The 16631-nt window shown below is 37.3% G+C and carries 16 protein-coding genes; 8 read left to right on the top strand and 8 right to left on the bottom strand.

What is annotated here, in order from left to right:
- Nucleotides 1-115 precede the first annotated feature (115 nt).
- Nucleotides 116-1309 (bottom strand): NHL repeat-containing protein, encoded by a 1194-nt coding sequence (locus tag BM107_RS11275; RefSeq protein ID WP_090983284.1) that lies wholly within the window; start codon nt 1307-1309, stop codon nt 116-118.
- A 275-nt stretch (nt 1310-1584) separates the two neighbouring features.
- Between BM107_RS11275 and pgi the strand changes: the two genes are divergently transcribed.
- From pgi to BM107_RS11250, 5 genes are all read left to right on the top strand, one after another.
- Nucleotides 1585-3231 carry a glucose-6-phosphate isomerase gene (gene pgi / locus BM107_RS11270; protein ID WP_090983282.1) on the top strand — a complete coding sequence of 549 codons (1647 nt, stop codon included), beginning with the start codon at nt 1585-1587 and terminating at the stop codon, nt 3229-3231.
- Nucleotides 3232-3415: 184 nt separating this feature from the next.
- Nucleotides 3416-3778, top strand: a complete 363-nt coding sequence (locus BM107_RS11265; RefSeq protein WP_090983280.1) for a cytochrome c — start codon at nt 3416-3418, stop codon at nt 3776-3778.
- Between the two features lie 47 nt (nt 3779-3825).
- Nucleotides 3826-4368: a YceI family protein gene (locus BM107_RS11260; RefSeq protein WP_090983278.1), complete on the top strand. Its 543-nt coding sequence runs from the start codon at nt 3826-3828 to the stop codon at nt 4366-4368.
- A 5-nt stretch (nt 4369-4373) separates the two neighbouring features.
- A complete protein-coding gene (locus BM107_RS11255) occupies nt 4374-5321 on the top strand; it encodes a DUF5777 family beta-barrel protein (protein WP_090983276.1) in 948 nt (315 codons plus the stop codon).
- A 26-nt stretch (nt 5322-5347) separates the two neighbouring features.
- Nucleotides 5348-5800 carry a QcrA and Rieske domain-containing protein gene (locus BM107_RS11250; RefSeq protein WP_090983273.1) on the top strand — a complete coding sequence of 151 codons (453 nt, stop codon included), beginning with the start codon at nt 5348-5350 and terminating at the stop codon, nt 5798-5800.
- A gap of 163 nt (nt 5801-5963) precedes the next feature.
- Here BM107_RS11250 and BM107_RS11245 read toward each other — a convergent pair whose 3' ends face one another.
- From BM107_RS11245 to BM107_RS11235, 3 genes are read right to left on the bottom strand one after another with little or no spacing between them, the layout of a single operon-like run.
- The gene (locus BM107_RS11245; RefSeq protein WP_090983271.1) at nt 5964-7106 is read right to left on the bottom strand and encodes an ABC transporter permease; all 1143 of its coding nucleotides are present in this window, start codon (nt 7104-7106) and stop codon (nt 5964-5966) included.
- The gene (locus BM107_RS11240) at nt 7106-8242 is read right to left on the bottom strand and encodes a glycosyltransferase family 2 protein (RefSeq protein ID WP_090983269.1); all 1137 of its coding nucleotides are present in this window, start codon (nt 8240-8242) and stop codon (nt 7106-7108) included. Before BM107_RS11240 ends, BM107_RS11245 begins: the two co-directional genes overlap by 1 nt.
- Nucleotides 8220-9197 (bottom strand): lysylphosphatidylglycerol synthase domain-containing protein, encoded by a 978-nt coding sequence (locus tag BM107_RS11235; protein WP_090983267.1) that lies wholly within the window; start codon nt 9195-9197, stop codon nt 8220-8222. The genes BM107_RS11240 and BM107_RS11235 overlap by 23 nt, the downstream gene beginning before the upstream one ends.
- 40 nt (nt 9198-9237) lie before the next feature.
- Here BM107_RS11235 and ruvC point away from each other — a divergent pair, with 40 nt between their 5' ends.
- Nucleotides 9238-9834, top strand: coding sequence for a crossover junction endodeoxyribonuclease RuvC (gene ruvC / locus BM107_RS11230; RefSeq protein WP_090983357.1), 597 nt, complete (start codon nt 9238-9240; stop codon nt 9832-9834).
- 249 nt (nt 9835-10083) lie between these two features.
- Here ruvC and BM107_RS11225 read toward each other — a convergent pair whose 3' ends face one another.
- From BM107_RS11225 to BM107_RS11215, 3 genes are all read right to left on the bottom strand, one after another.
- Complete coding sequence (locus tag BM107_RS11225) at nt 10084-10974, bottom strand: DUF4349 domain-containing protein (RefSeq protein ID WP_090983265.1); 891 nt, start codon at nt 10972-10974, stop codon at nt 10084-10086.
- 1322 nt (nt 10975-12296) lie between these two features.
- Entirely contained in the window at nt 12297-12515 is a 219-nt protein-coding gene (locus BM107_RS11220) for a hypothetical protein (RefSeq protein WP_090983263.1), read from the bottom strand.
- A gap of 57 nt (nt 12516-12572) precedes the next feature.
- The gene (locus BM107_RS11215; protein ID WP_090983261.1) at nt 12573-13337 is read right to left on the bottom strand and encodes a 5'-nucleotidase, lipoprotein e(P4) family; all 765 of its coding nucleotides are present in this window, start codon (nt 13335-13337) and stop codon (nt 12573-12575) included.
- 222 nt (nt 13338-13559) lie between these two features.
- Here BM107_RS11215 and BM107_RS11210 point away from each other — a divergent pair, with 222 nt between their 5' ends.
- Nucleotides 13560-14261, top strand: a complete 702-nt coding sequence (locus BM107_RS11210; RefSeq protein WP_090983259.1) for a hypothetical protein — start codon at nt 13560-13562, stop codon at nt 14259-14261.
- Between the two features lie 292 nt (nt 14262-14553).
- A complete protein-coding gene (locus BM107_RS11205; protein WP_090983257.1) occupies nt 14554-15252 on the top strand; it encodes a hypothetical protein in 699 nt (232 codons plus the stop codon).
- A 64-nt stretch (nt 15253-15316) separates the two neighbouring features.
- Here the strand turns inward: BM107_RS11205 and BM107_RS11200 are convergent, their stop codons facing one another.
- Nucleotides 15317-16444, bottom strand: a complete 1128-nt coding sequence (locus BM107_RS11200; protein WP_090983255.1) for an ATP-binding protein — start codon at nt 16442-16444, stop codon at nt 15317-15319.
- Between the last annotated feature and the right edge of the window lie 187 nt (nt 16445-16631).

Genomic DNA, 16631 nt, shown 5'->3' with positions numbered 1-16631 from the left:
AGTTTGGTTTAGGTGTTCTAAGCTAAACAATTTTATGGAGAGATAGAATTGCGTAAATGAACAAAAGCCATTCTGATGTAGAATGGCTTTTTAATAAATTTAGAAATCTAAGATGTTAACCCTTTTTAAATACAATTATCCTTCTGCCATAAACATCGCAGGCAAGAACATCTCCATTTGGCGCAACGGTTACATCTACTAAATTCAAAAATGAACCAGCACCTATTTTTTCTTGAATATCTCCATTCTCATCGGTTTTGATAATAACACTTTCGCCAGAATTGGCGATATAAATATTATCGCCAAAAGCACGTAGGCCAAAGAGGTAACCCTTTACAGCAAAAACTTTTAAGAATTTACCACTCTTGTCAAAAACTTCGATACGATTATTCCTTGTATCTGAAACATAAATTTTGTTTTTGAAATAGCAGATACCAAACGGGGCATCAAAGTCTCCTTCTGCTTTTCCCTGCTTACCAAATTTCAGCAATAAATTCCCATTCTGATCATATTTTTTAATCCGATGATTCACACCATCAACAATCCAAATATTTTGTTCATCATCAATGGTTAAACATTCGATATTCCCAAAGTTACTATCTCCTGTTCCGTAAGTACCCCATTCTCTGATTAATTGCTTATTTGAGTTAAATATCTGAACATAACTACTGCTCTGTGTTCGGGTAGCAACATAGTTTCCATTATCAAAAAATGCTATGGCTCTAGCCGCAGATCCAGTATAAAACTGCTCTATGAAACTTCCGGTAGCACTAAATTTAAGAACCCTATTCAGTTCTTCATCACTTACATAAACATTTCCGGTTTTATCAACCTCAATGTGCATATTAAATTTAAATTGTGAAGTACCATATCCTTCAGAGCCAAAAGTAAGCGCTTTATAATAGTTATACGCAGAAGTATAACCAAAATCTGCATCACTAAATCTACTAAACGACTTTATACCGTTGAAGGTTCTTACCTTATAAAAATTCTTGGTTAAGGATTTGCTAATAGTCAAATCATCAAAAGTTGTATCAGCTAACTCTTTAAGTAAAATATATTTCTGAGAAGTAACATCAAACTTAAATAATTGATATTTTTGAGCCAAGGGCATTGGTGTCCACGATACCGTAATACGCGAGCCATAAACACCTTTTGTTGCTTTTAAATTTATCGGGCGATCAACATCAAGGGTATCAATAATTCGTAAAGTATCTATTTTAGTTATCCCTTCTTTTTCGCATGAGGAGAAAAAGAAACAAGAAAAAAACAGCCAGCAGGCGGCCAAAAGAGAGAGCGATCTAAACATACTTTTATATTTTTTTACAAAGGTACTTATTTCAAAGCACGTAAAAGTAGGTATCTGATTTTTTTTAAAAAACTATTCGACAAACCTCTAAGGATTTCCCGCACTGAATCTCCCAGTTACATCATCCAAATTAGTCGACATATTATACATTGCGAAATTGATGAACCGCCAGCATTTTTTTTAGTTTATCATAAATTAAAAATTCTTAATGATTTAACACATTAAAAAGATCATTTTAAATTTTTGCTTTATTACTTTTACAAAAAACAAAGATTATGTTACCTAAAATAAATTTTACAGAAACTGAGGCCTACAAGTATTTAGCCGACCATTTTATAGATATTAATCAAAAGAGCATTAAAGATCTTTTTGCTGAAGATGCAGATCGTTTCAATAAGTTCTCTGTTTTTTTTGAAGATATCCTGCTTGATTATAGCAAAAACCGCATCAGCGACGAAACATTAGCCCTCCTGATTCAGTTGGCACGTGAGTGTAAATTAGATGAGGCCATAAAGTCGATGTACAACGGAGACAAAATCAATGAAACCGAAGACCGCTCAGTACTTCATATCGCTTTACGTAATTTAGGCAATACCCCGATTTTAGTTGACGGAAAGGATGTGATGCCAGAAGTAAATGCTGTATTGGCTAAAATGGAGAAGTTTAGCAACAGTATCATCAGCGGTGAATGGAAAGGTTATACCGGTAAAGCCATTACTGATGTGGTAAATATAGGTATTGGTGGATCAGACTTAGGTCCAGTAATGGTTACCGAAGCTTTAAAACACTATAAAAACCATTTAAATATTCACTTCGTTTCGAATATCGACGGTACGCACATTGCTGAAACTTTAGCCAACTTGAATGCTGAAACCACTTTATTCCTGGTAGCATCAAAAACTTTTACCACACAGGAAACCATGACGAACGCGCACTCTGCCCGTACCTGGTTTTTAGAAAATGGTGGTAAAGAAAACGATATTGCCAAACACTTCGCCGCATTATCTACCAATGCTAAAGACGTTTCTGCTTTTGGTATCGATACCGAAAACATGTTCGAATTTTGGGACTGGGTAGGCGGTCGCTACTCATTATGGAGCGCTATTGGCTTGTCTATCTCGTTAAGTATAGGTTTCGATAATTTTAAGCAACTACTAGCCGGTGCCCATGCTATTGATAACCACTTCAAAACTACAGAGTTTGAAAGTAATCTTCCTGTGATATTAGGCTTACTAGGCGTTTGGTACATTAATTTCTATAATGCAGAAACGCAGGTGATCTTGCCTTACGACCAATACATGCACCGTTTTGCGGCATATTTTCAGCAAGGCGATATGGAAAGTAATGGTAAACATGTAGATAGAAACGGTAATGACGTTGATTATGAAACCGGACCGATTATCTGGGGCGAGCCAGGGACAAATGGCCAACATGCTTTTTATCAATTAATTCACCAAGGCACCCGGATTATTCCTGCTGACTTTATTGCACTGGCACAAAGTTTAAATCCACTGGGCGATCATCACCCTATCTTATTATCGAATTTCTTTGCACAAACTGAAGCGCTAATGAACGGCAAGACCGCAGAAGAAGTAACTTCCGAGTTAAAGAAAGAAGGTAAATCTGATGCAGAAATTGAAAAAATCGCACCATTTAAGGTTTTCGAAGGAAACCGTCCGACAAACTCCATATTATTAAAGAAAATAACTCCTTATACATTAGGGAGTTTAGTAGCCATTTACGAACATAAAATATTTGTTCAGGGTATTATATGGAACATTTTTAGTTTCGATCAATGGGGAGTGGAACTGGGTAAACAACTGGCCAAAAAGATTCTTCCAGAACTGGCGGGCAACGAAGAAGTTTCGAGTCACGATAGTTCTACCAATGGCTTAATTAACCAGTATAAGGCCTGGAGATAAGCTTTTAATTAAATATTTATCCTGAAAGCCGTTCTGATGTAAAATCAGAACGGCTTTTTTTATTTTTTTATTACGGGCAACCATTCTGGATAAAGCCACGTAACGGTTAATATTTCAATTGTACCAAAATCAAACATCAGGATAGAAAAATGAATCCATCACTAGTTTTACTAATCGATTAACTATGAAAAAACAAAATGTAATCTTTTCGTTAGCCGCAATTACGGCCCTTCTTTTTGCCTGTTCTAAAAAACAAGCGGAAGAATTAAAACCAGCAACACCAACGGATCCAACCCCGGTAACGACAGCCAATGTAACCTATAGTAATTTTGCAGGCGCACTTTTTCAAACCAAATGCAGTAGCTGCCATGGTTCAAACGGAGCAATTGCATCAGTTTGGTTATTCAACGGCATAGCCTCGATAAAAAATGATGCGCGCGTAGTGAATGCTGTTCTGGTTACCAAAACAATGCCAAAAGGTGGAACAATAACCGCCAGTGAAAGAGCATTATTACAAGCCTGGGTTGATAAGGGTATGCCAGAATAACTCATCGAAATAACTCCGGTTTTTATTAGCAATTAAACATATTACAGATGCAAAAATTATTTTTCACATTAATAGCCCTGGTATTATGCACAGGTACAAAGGCGCAGATTCTGGTAAGTAAAAGCGTTAATTCTTCGTTTTTTTCTTCAACACCTGTAGAAGATATTGATGCCCAGAGCAAAACAGGCGCTTCGGCCCTTAATACCCAAACCAACGATATCATTTTTAAAATTAACAATACTTCTTTTCAGTTCAAGAAAAAACTGATGCAGGAGCATTTTAATGAAAATTATATAGAAAGTGATAAGTATCCGACTTCTGATTTCAAAGGAAAAATTGTAGAACAGATCGATTTTTCAAAACCTGGCACTTATCCGGTAACGGTTAAGGGTAACCTGCAGCTCCATGGTGTAACCAAAGCATATACCACAAAAGGATTAATCGTCATTACCGCCGACGAGGTGAAAGCTACTTCTGCATTTAATGTAAAACTGGCCGATCATGATATCAAAATCCCAACGATCGTTTTTAAACAGATTGCAGAAACTATCCAGGTAAAAGTAACCGCCATTTATCAACCCAAAAAATAAAATTTATGAAATTTCGTGTAAAATCTCTTTTATATCTATCCGTTATTCTTCTGCCTGCTTTGGCTTCTGCACAAGATTCGCTTGAGAAAGCACTGGAGCTACCTACCGAAAAAAGTAATGTAAAGGCAACTTTTAAAGCGCCCAAACTCATTAACATACAAACCAATGAAACCATTTATAAAAATGAGCTTGATTTTAGAGTAGATCACCGTTTTGGCGATATTGCCGGTAGTGCAGGTGGTACCAAAAACTTTTTCGGACTGGATCAATCGACAGATATCCGCATTGGTTTTGAATACGGGATCAGTGATAGACTTTCCGTAGGTTTAGCAAGGGCAAAAGGAGCTGGTGTAGTTACGCAGCTTTACGAAGGAAACTTAAAATACCGCTTGCTGGAGCAAACCGCTGATGATAAAATACCGGTGGCGGTAACTTTATTCGGGAGTACTACCGTTTCAGCAGCGAAAGCTTCAACAGATCCTACGGCTGCAAATGCATTTGACGGATTTAAAGACCGCTTGACTTATGTGGTGCAGGCGGTAATTGCACGCAAGTTTAACTCAAACTTTTCAATGCTGGTGATGCCATCGTATATACACCGCAATTTTACCGTTTTTGGCGACCAGAACGATATGCTTGCCCTATCCGTTGGCGGACGCATCAAAATTACCAAACGCATGGCTTTTGTGGCAGATTACACCATTCCATTCAGGGATAAAAATAAAGAAGCATATCTCGAAAACACATTGGGGACCAAATGCTACAAAACGCTTGGTGCCGGATTGGAATTCGAAACCGGTGGACATATATTTCACCTTAATTTCACCAATGCAACCGCCATTCAGGAATCGCAGTTTATTACCGACACCAATACTTCGTGGCTGAAAGGTCAATACCGCTGGGGCTTCAGTATAGCGCGAAGATTTTCATTTGATAAGAAAAAATCAAAATAGACCAAATTAAACAAAACTAAACAATTATGGAACGTAACGAATTTATTAAATCATTGGGACTAGGTGTTGCCATGGTTTGTACCGGAGCTTGCTTTTCTGCTTGCGGAAAAAAAAGTGATACACCAGAACCCATCCAGCCAAATGGCGGTGGTGTTCCTTCAGGCACTACAGCAAGTGTTGACCTGAGCACACAATTATTAACTGTTGGTTCATCTGTCACGGTAAACAGCATATTATTTATCCGTACTGCAACAGGAAATACCAGTACTTCATTTGTGGCTACACAAGCGGTTTGTCCGCACCAGGGAGGAGCATTAACATTTATTCAGGACAGTAATTACATTCAATGTGGTTTACATAGTTCGAGGTATACCACGTCAGGCAGCGTTTTAGCCCAACCGATTGGCGGTGGAACCACCAGCGCTTTAAAAGTTTATCCGATTACTGTTTCAGGAAATAAGCTGACCGCAACAGCTTAATTGGTTTTAAGGGAAAAGGGTTGTATCATAAATTGTAATTACTTGAATTTGTCACGTTGAGCCTGTCGAAACGCCTTATAAAATATTTAAAATAGGTGCTTCGACAAGCTCAGGGATGACAATTCTATATTTATGAGCAAGTCTCTTTTTTATGGAAGAACCTCTAGACCGTTACATTTTGTCCTTTAACATCAAAGGCATCACGTAAACCTATTGCAAGTACGTTAAAGGCATAAACCGTAAACATAATGGCTAAACCTGGTAAAATGGCGAGGTAAGCAGCATCCATAATAATATAGCCATAATGTTCTTTAATCATGCTTCCCCAGCTTGGCATAGGTGGCTGTGCACCAAAGCCTAAAAAGCTTAATCCGGTTTCGAGCAATATGGCCGATGCAAAATTAGAAGAGGCCACAACCAGTATAGGTCCGGCAATATTAGGCAATATATGTTTGATAATGGTTCTGGCTGTGCCAAAACCCAGGGCCCTTGCCGCTTCTACAAATTCTACTTCTTTTAAAGCCATTACCTGCCCTCGCACCAGTCTGGCCACATCTACCCAGGTTGATAAACCTACAGCGATAAATATCTGCCAGAATCCTTTCCCTAAAGCAAATGATATGGCAATAACGAGCAGAAGTGATGGCAGCGACCAAACCACATTCATAAACCAGCTGATGGAGGCATCTACCCGGCCTCCAAAATACCCTGCAATGGCACCTAAACTTACCCCAATAAAAAGTGAAATCAGCACCGCCATCAAACCTACAGATAACGACACACGGATGCCCAGAATCAATCGGCTTAACAAATCGCGTCCATAAATATCAGTTCCTAAAATATAGGTGCGAGTGTAGATGTTATTTTTTTCAAAAACTGCTTCTGGCGATCCTATTTTCGAAGGCAAAACACACCTTGGACATAAATCTTTAAGCTTGTATATCGTTTCTTTTGCTTTTTCATCATCCCCAATGTACTCCTGCACATAAACCGAATCACCTTCTATCTTATATGACGTGATCGGAATACCTTTAAAAGCAGGTGCTTGCCCATAGAACATCCGCTCCAAAAGGTTAACCTTTTCTACTTTTGGATTTCGACTGGTAATTAAGAATGTAAAGGTACTGCCCGGCTTCTTTTTGTTTAACTGGAGTGTTTGCACATTCGCATTTGGAGAATCATCAGGCATAATCAGATAGCCCAAAATGCCCATCAGCATCAAGAGTAAGATAAAGATCAGCCCGCCAAAGGCCAGCTTATTCCGCTTAAACTTTAACCAAACTTTTTTTGATGGGCTATTATCCATTACCTAACCATTCTGCCTTTCCAATTGTATTTTCCACTATTTCCGGCAATGCCGATATACACCATGTAAATTACATGGAGCATATTTAAAACAGGTATTAAAATGAGTAAACTGCGCCGCTTTGCAAAGCCCGTTACATCCCATAAAAATAGGGTTTCTAAAACCATTTTAACCAATAATTGATAAAATGTAATAACCAAAAAGCCAGGAATAAAAAGTCCGGTTATAAAATTTGCAAGAATAGAAAGATTAAAGATCCAAATCAGCACGCCCAAAACAATAATCGCCTTGTTTTTATAACGGGTACTTTTAGAGGCCCAGCGTTTACGTTGCTGGATAAATGCTCCCAGATTTTCTTTTGCATGGGTATACACGATGGCCTCTCTGTTTTTAAGGAAACCGATTTGATCTGGATATTTGGCAGCAATTTTATGCAGTAGTAATTCATCATCTCCTGATGCCAGATCATCTATACCCTGAAAGCCGCCAACTTCATAAAAAGTTGTTTTTTCATAGGCCAGATTTGCGCCGTTACAAGTTGAAGGCTGTTTATTTCCAATGGTGGAAGCCCCTAAACCAATCAGATAAAGAAATTCTAACGATTGTAAGCGCTCAAAAAAACTCTTCTCCTGAAAATAAGCAACGGGCGAAGAAATCATTTTATAGTTTTTCTCTTCATACAACTTTACAATCGTGGTCAACCAATTGGGCCCCATCCGGCAATCTGCGTCAGTAGTAATAATCAAGTCTCCGGTGCAGGTGCCAATAGCGGTTTGGATAGCTTTTTTCTTGTAGGAATTTAATGCCCGATCCTCATTCAACTTAATTAGTTTTACATTACGATCGGCATAACTTAGCACAATTTCTGCGGTCCTGTCAGTAGAATGGTCATCAATAATAATAATCTCCGTTAAAGCTTTTGGATATTTCTGAGCAATCAGATCATCAATCGTTTTGTTGATATTCTCCTCTTCATCTCTTGCAGCAACAATAATAGAAACCTTGGTTCGAGGATCAGATTTTTGTGGGCTAAAATATGTGAGGTTATGCCACCCCCTGATGAAGTTGAGCACCAAAAAACCATAAATTAAGGTCAGAGCAGCAGAAAATAAACTAGTTAGATTTAAGATTTCCAAAAAAATTGAGTTTAAAAACGAAATAAGTGCCTAAGATAGCAGGAATTATAATATTAATGAGCCAAATGCTGGCGGTACATGCAATAACGGCCACGTGCTGGTCGGTTACATGTTTAAAAAGCTCAACCGCAGTAACACTTCTGATGCCTACGTCAAAAAGATCAAGCGAAGGTAATGCCGACTGTACCAAAAATAGCAAACAGGTCATCATTACAATATCAGCATATTGCAGTCCCGGCACCAGCCAAACAAAAAGAATAAAGTACTGCGAACTGAATATCAGGTAACGGGCAAAACAATAAGTTATAATTTTAAAGAGTTCTTTTTTTCTGTAGCGGGCTAAAATGCTATAAAATTTTTTGTATTTCCGGGTGAATTTGAAAGACAATAAAATCCCGTTCAACCAACGGATATTAAAGTAAAAAACCAGAAAAAACAGACAAAAAATTAAAGCAAAGAAAACCAAAACGATAAACAGTACCCGATCAATCGGTATAAATCGATATACGAAAAAGCAGGTTGCAATAGCCCCAAAAACGTTGGTTAACACCAATTGACCGATGCTCCCTACACTCATGGCCACTATTCCAACAATTCTTCTTCGGGGAGAAAGAAAAAATACGCGACCACCATATTCGCCTAGCCTATTTGGCGTAAAAATAGCCAATGTTAACCCACAAAAAACAGATTCGACGGCCCTGTAAAAACTAATGGGCTCAATATGGCTCATCAGGTATTTCCATTTGCCAGCTTCTAAAAACCAGTTCACAAACATCAGCAGTACCACTACTCCGATTACCGTGATCATTTCTGCCTGGGGAATTCCCTCTAATAAGGTGCTAAAATCATGAAGATTTTTATTTGCAACGAGTTTATGGTAAATAAACCAAAAGGCAAATATTACAATTGCAACTTTGATCAGAATTGATACTATTTTTTTTTGCCTGCCAGTCAAGATTCTGTTTTTATTTGCAAATATGCTTAATATTGCCGTAATGTTGAACGAAAAAAAGGAACGGGTAATTATGGGCATCGATCCGGGCACTGCGGTGATGGGTTATGGCGTAATTCTGGAGAAGGGTAATAAAACGGAACTGATCAGTTTGGGCGTAGTTAAAATGACTCATTTAGACGATCCTTTTCTCAAGCTTCAGCGAATATTCGAAAAAACGGTAGTATTGATGGAGCAATATAAACCTGATGTATTGGCCATAGAAGCGCCATTTTATGGTAAAAATATACAGGTGCTGTTAAAACTTGGCCGTGCTCAGGGCATTGCCATTGCAGCCGCGTTATCTCGAAATGTGCCTGTAACCGAATATTCTCCACGCAAAATCAAACAATCCATTACGGGCAGCGGAAATGCCACCAAAGAACAGGTAGCGGCCATGCTGCAACGTTTGCTCAACTTTAAGGAAACACCTGAGTTTTTAGATGCTACCGATGGCTTAGCCGTTGCTGTTTGCCATTCCTTTCAGAAAATTACCGCAGGGGGTAAATCTAAAACCTATTCGGGCTGGGAATCTTTTGTAAGCGATAATAAAACAAAAGTGACCGGAATAAAAAAAGTAAATACTAAGCTAAAAGGTTAACCATAGCGTCTCAATCGTCATTGCGAACCGAAGCGCGGCATATGGTAAAGCGTGAAGCAATCTTTCCAGAGAAATAAAATGGTTCGTGCAGGACACGAACCATGGTGTATAAAATATCCCAATGTTAATTTTTAGCGCCAATCCGTCATTGCGAACCGAAGCGCTGGCTTATGGAAATAAAGCGTGAAGCAATCTTTCTGGGTAGAAAAACAATAACATGGTTCGTGCAGACACGAACCATGAAAAAAATTAAATCTGATTATTTCTAATTAGATTTTTTGTGGCCATTTTCCTGGCCATTTTGTCCTTTCTGATAAAATGTTTTATCACAACAAATATTAAAACACCTACTATTATCAACATCCAAAGGTTAGATACAGCAATAATAATCTCTTTAAAAATTGTCCAGCCATTTACAATTCCTAACCAAAGCCTGTTTATAAATGCCGGACGGTAATCATACAGGTTATCATTCGCCACAATCATGGTTTTTACCGTGTTATCCTGATAAAAATTAAGAGTAATGGTACTGAATTTAACCCGGTTATCAATCTGCATATTATCGATTCTTTTATCCACATAATCATCTTTGATGTAAAGCGATGATTCTACGTTGGCACTTTTCTTAGATGCTACTTTATTGATTTTTTCAATCGCATCTACTCTATTCTGCGCCTTTAGTTTATTGGCTAAATAAGCAATACTCTGATCATCCATTTTCATCGACTGATGATCGACAAAGACGGCGATTTTTGCAATCGTATTTGTAAATTCATCCAGCTTCTCAGATGGCACCTTCGCTACAAGATAACCTTGAGTGCGATAAGAAGTGATTTCTTTTAACGAATCGGTAGATTGTTTAATCTTATCAGTTTCCTGAATAGTGCTTTCTATAGAAAACTCAGCAACTGTTCCGCCTTCTGCTTTAATGGTTTGGCTAAGCTGCTCTTTGGTATTTTGAACATTTTTAACCCTAAACCGCATATCGGCAGTTTTGATGATTTTTTCAGCCGCAATGCTATCTGTAGGCACTCTTAATTCATTTGCATCGATAACGTCAGCGCTAGCATACTTTTCGTTCGATTTTTGGCAGCCAAAAATTGTTAAAACTATGGCTATAGCAATAATATTCCTTTTCATGATTGTGTGGTTCTAAATAAATAATCATTTTAATTATTTGCTTCAAATGGCCATCAGAAGTTTTGTGTTTTGGGTTGGTTTGTAACCCTCTTTCTCATTTAATACTATAATCTGCTTTAGGTAACCCAAAAACAAAATGTTTATATAACGATGTTACATAACCTGCGTTTCCATAAAGTAAAAAAAACGAAAATAGTAATTAACTTATAATCAGAAATTTACAAGTATATTTTTTTTTAAAAATACAGAAAGGTCTGCAAAAATACTTTGAACCTGACAGGAACCGGCATGAACGCAGTAAAGTAAAGCGGATGGCAGAGCTTCGGAACCGATAGAAACAGAAACCTACTTTCAAAAAAGAAGATTACATTTTTAATAACAAAACTGTTGATACCTGAAACCGTGGGTTGTTTTTTGGAAAGCAAATGCAGAAGCAATTGGGTTATAGCAGTCCCGCCTTTTGCTTTAGCCCTGATGCTATTTTAGTGCCGATTCATCGGTAAAGAATCAGGGGCTGCCGCTGCAGTCGGGTTTAGGATAGAAAGGTTTACCTAAGTAATTTAAACCTGACAGGAGCGGGCACGAACGCAGTGAAGTAAAGCGGATGGCAGGGCTTTCGGAACCGATAGCCACAGAAACCTGCTTTGCAAAAAAAGACGATTGTATTTCATCAACCTTACTGTTGATGCCTGAAACTATACGTTATTTTTTGGAAAGCAAATGCAGAAGCAGTTGGGTTATAGCAGTCCCGCCTTTTGCTTTAGCCCTGATGCTATTTTAGTGCCGATTCATCGGTAAAGAATCAGGGGCTGCCGCTGCAGTCGGGTTTAGGATAGAAAGGTCTACCTAAGTAATTTAAACCTGACAGGAGCGGGCACGAACGCAGTGAAGTAAAGCGGATGGCAGGGCTTTCGGAACCAATAGCCACAGGAACCTGCTTTTCAAAAAAAGAAGATTACATTTTTAATAACAAAACTGTTGATGCCTGAAACTATGCGTTATTTTTTGGAAAGCAAATGCAGAAGCGGTTGGGTTATAGCATTGCCGCCTTTTGCTTTAGCCCTGATGCTATTTTAGTGCCGATTCATCGGTAAAGAATCAGGGGCTGCCGCTGCAGTCGGGTTTAGGACAGAAAGGTTTACCTAAGTAATTTAAACCTGACAGGAGCAGGCGCGAACGCGGTGAGTAAAGCGGATGGCAGGGCTTTCATAACCGATTGCCACAGGAACCTGCTTTTCAAAAAAAGAACACTACGTTATTTAACAACAAAAAAGCCGATTATGAATGAACATAACCGGCTTTATATTTTGATAGCAGATCGCTTATGCGTCTAATATTTTGAATACACCTTTAATGGCAATAATTGCACCGATGAACAAAACAATCCAGGATGCTAAAGACACTTGCCACGAATCATAAGCGAAACGTGCGTAAGTACCCACTATGCAAACCAGTACACCAAAAATCATTAATTTATAAATTCCTGGCTGGTTAGCCGTTTTCATACTTTCTGTATTATGCTTTAATTCGTTGTTCTCCATAATGTTTATTTTTATGATGCAGCAAAAGTAATACTTATTGCTGAATATTTATAGAACTTAGTAACTTTTTAATCGTTCTAATCTTTGCTTTGCTTTATCCTTATCGCTTAGTTTTTCTCCCTGATACAAAGGCTTTTCCCAATCCCCGTACATAGGGTTCGGCAACATAATATATTTTGTTCCAAATAGGTTCTGGCTGGCGTTTACCTGATCGAAGGTATTTTTATTTTCGCGATAAAAAATGTTGCTGAAATCACTTAAATTGTCGCCACATAACAATAAAATATGGTGTGTTTCGCTAATCCGTTGGCGCCTTGGTTCTTTATTTGAAGTTCCTTTCGAAACCATTAAATGCGCATCATCAGCATAAGGGAAACCAAAATGTTGCAGATTTTTTAAAGTAGCTGCATAATCCTTTTCATCGCGGTTACTCACATAAAAAGTTTCAATGTTTTTTGATGCAGCAAATTTTAGGAAAGCCAATGCACCCGGAACCGTATCGGCCTGTGCCAGGTTGGTCCATTCGGTCCAGTCTGCAGGCACATAACTTAGTCCCTTTTTAATTTCATGGCCCTGAAAAGCGGAATTGTCTAAAACGGTTTCATCAATATCAACAATCACACACTTCGGCTTTTTACTTGTATCCGCCCATAGTGCTTCTTTTAATGATAAACGAGCAAAGTTGTAAGCCTGGAAACATAAGGCCCTGTATTCGCCCGAAGTTTGCTGCCAAAGCACGGCATTGGTATAATCCCTTGCCGGATTTTGAGCTTTAACAAAAAATGGAGCAGTGAATAAGATAAGGAGGATGTATTTTTTCATAACCTGAAATTAGGTTACAAAGATATGAAAAGGCAATAATTAAGCTAAAGATAAAATAGCCATCAATCACGAATTTAAAGAGATAAAAATGGAAACAAATACAAGTGAGTACATATCGGCCGACACCTACAGCTAATTATCCGGGTATATTTTTCATCAATTAAACCATTAGTTAAAAAATTTCGATAGCTTTGGAAACACACAAATAAAATCGCTACAATTATGAAATCTAACAGCTTTTTAGGGCTAGCTGTTGCCCTATTTTTCTTCGCGGCCTGCAAGAAGGATAACCCAGTTATTGAACCACCGGCAATTATTGAAAAAGAAGACGCTTTAGAATATGCTCGCGACAGCATTTCTTACAATATTGATGGGCTCACTTATAATTTTTCTGAATCCTCAAGTTTTTCCAGAGCAGGTAATCGTCAACCGCATTCAAAAGTAGATTCAATTGTCAACAACGCCTATTATATATCGGGTATTAAAGATTCTGTTTTATATTCAAGGAATTATGGAATGTATAATAATGGGAAAAAAGTCGATGTAACATTCATTAAAACTTATAAAAAAGCATCTATGTTACAATCAGTGATTTTGAGGCCAACAGATGTTATGGATTTGTTTACGGTGGGGACCAGAAATTACGTGCTTGATTACGGGAGAGACAATATACAAAATGGTATTGCGATAAGTATCTCCGGTGGATTTACGACATTTGGCTCAGATTCATTTAGTATGCCACCATTAAGTTCTGATGCCCAAAAGAATTCAAAATTTGAAATCACAAGTTTAAAGAAATTAAAATCTGGCACATATATACTAGAGGCGAAATTTAATGCCACAGTTTATAATTACCAAAATGTGAGTAAAAAATTAGAAAATGGATATTTAAGATTAGTTATGAAGAACTATGAATTAATCTGATAAATAAAGAGGGTACCCATCAAAATTTAAGAATAAGGACCTCAGTTTATCAAAGAATGATTTACCATTCAAAGGTCTCATTTTATCGTTTTTGACACCGATAATATTTCTGCTTTGAGATAGTATATTAAAAGTCGATAATTAAGCTCAGAAGTCCCAACAAACTGAAATGCAAATTAAAGATACTCCTTTAGGCATCCATTAACAAGCAGTAACAGAATACAAATCAACCAATCATGCCTAAAGCTATAATTTCAATAGCTTTAGGCAAACACAAATAAATCACCACATCATGAAATCTAAAAGCTTATTAGGGCTAGCTATTGCCCTATTTTTCTTTGTAGCCTGCAAGAAGGATAATCCGGTTATTAAAAAAGAAAACCCATTAGAATTACTTAAAGATTCAGCATCTTACTCTATTGATGGAAAAGCCTATCGTGCTATCGGCATTGAAAAGAATTGGACTTATACGACACAATCAAATCTTAAAATTACCTCTGGAGTAAACTTTAGGTATCAACTAGAAGGTGACAAAGATTCTTTATTATTTGTAAGAGAATATAGCATTAGAGCTTCCTACACTAACATTGCTATTTCATTTTTAAAAATATACAATAAACATGAAACAGAATTAACAAATGAAAACAATGGTGGCTATCTAAATTATCCAAAAAATAAAACAGATATATTTTCTCCTGGTTTATATAAATATTCAACTGAGTTTTTTAGAAGCAATTCTACTTCTGGAATCGCATTTACACTTATCAACCAACAAGGTGTATTTAAGTCATATAGCCAACCGGATTTAGGGAAACCGGCATCGGTTACACAAATTGATCAAAATGGATCTAAATTCGAAATTATCAGTTTACAAAAACGAAAATCGGATTATCTGTTAGAAGCTAAATTCAAACTTAATGTTTTTGATGAAAATAAAAAGCAACTAAAAATAGAAAATGGATATTTAAGAATAAGTATACTAAAATATTAATACTCTAATATAGTAGTCCACTTCAAATTAAGTGGTGGACTACTCTCTTTCATTGCCTGAACTTTTAACCATTCAAAAAACTTCCCCTATCGGTTTTCGATATCAACAATGTCTCTGCATCAGGGTAAGCATGTGTAAAGGTAAGCGGGATTTTATTTTTTCCCCTTTCGCTCCATTTAAATTCAACAGCCAAAAATTTCTCTCTTGTTTTTTCCACGTAATCTATTTCCTGCTGTTGTGTGGTACGCCAGAAAAAGCATTCAGCCTCTATCTGGTTCTGATGCAGAAACTTCATCCTTTCAGCAATCATATAATTTTCAAACAGTGCGCCAACGTCATTCCTATTGGCTAAGGAATTGAAATTTCGGGTAATGGCATTCACAATACCCGTATCGTAAAAATAGATTTTCTTATTTTTTTTAATCTCATTGCGCACATTGCCAGCAAAGGCAGGTAAACTAAACACCACAAACGCTTTTTCAAGCAGACTGATGTACTTATCAACTGTTTTCTGATCAGCCTTTACCAGCTGCGCCAGCTCAGAAAAGTTCACTTCACTGCCTACCTGCAGCGCTAAAGCTTTTACAATTTTTTCGAAAAGGAGTGGCTTTTTAACATCTTCTAAAGTAAAAAGATCCTTATACAGGTAACTATCTGCAAGTAACTTTAAATGTTCTTCTGCATTTTGTGGGTCATTAATAATTTCGGGATAAGAACCATAAATTAAACGTTGTTCCAAGGATCGTTCCTCAGTTATAAAATCTGTGTCACTTACCAGCTCCGCATACGAAAAAGGCAAAAGCATCATCTCGTACTTTCTACCGGTCAGCGGCTCGTTTATTTTACCCGAGAGTTCAAATGCTGATGAACCTGTAGCAATCACCTGAACAGACTTAAAACGATCTACAATAATTTTGATCAGCAAACCGACATCATTGATCCGTTGAGCCTCATCAATAAAAAGTACTTCGTAACCGGCGAGCATCTGCTGAACTTGTGCGGCATTCGGTTTGGCCAAAGTTTCCCTAACGTCTGCATCGTCTCCGCTTAGATATAATGTTCTTTTATCAACTTTTGCCAATAACAGTTCTACAAAGGTAGTTTTGCCGGTTTGTCTGGGTCCATATACAATAAAGGCCTTACCTTTAAAAAGCCTTTCCAGCGCATAAGCCAGCTGTTTCCTAACAATCATAAGTTAAAAGTATTCCACAAAAGTATAATAATTCTGGATTTAAATCCATAAATAACATAATAATTTTGGATTTAAATCCATAAATAACATAATAATTTTGGATTTATAACAGACTAAACAAAAAAAAACCCATCTCAGCTAAGAAATGGGCCTATATTATATTTAATTGTGTACTGCTAACTCAATA

This window comes from Pedobacter suwonensis, assembly GCF_900111825.1.
In the GTDB taxonomy this organism is placed as follows: Bacteria; Bacteroidota; Bacteroidia; order Sphingobacteriales; family Sphingobacteriaceae; genus Pedobacter; species Pedobacter suwonensis.
This window is presented reverse-complemented; position numbering and strand designations above follow the sequence as displayed.